At 50.0% G+C, this 310-nt stretch carries 1 pseudogene; it reads right to left on the reverse strand.

Going from position 1 to position 310, the window contains the following annotated elements:
- Positions 1–310: pseudogene (locus tag A3757_RS26265) on the reverse strand (hypothetical protein); the annotation flags it as partial.

The following is a 310-nucleotide window of genomic DNA, read 5'->3' on the forward strand; positions in this document are numbered from 1 at the left end:
GTGTATGGCCATACCTCGATCAAGGTCAAAGTAATTGACCGTACCATCTCTCAGGCCTAGCAATGCTCGTCGCCCATCTTGGTTTAAGCTAATCGCTTCGATTCGATCGGCTGCTTGCCAGAACTGTAGGGACTTACCATTCGTAGCGTCCCATAGCACTAAGTCTTTTTCTTGGCAGGTTACGGCTCTCTTACCGTCACCGGAAACCGCTGAGGCCCGGATGGATGAGTATTCGCCGCTTTTATGATTCCAGTCATAGAGGCGCTCTTTCTTTTTGGTGTTCCAAAAGCTCCCGCCATGATGAACCGAT

The organism is Oleiphilus sp. HI0117, from assembly GCF_001635235.1.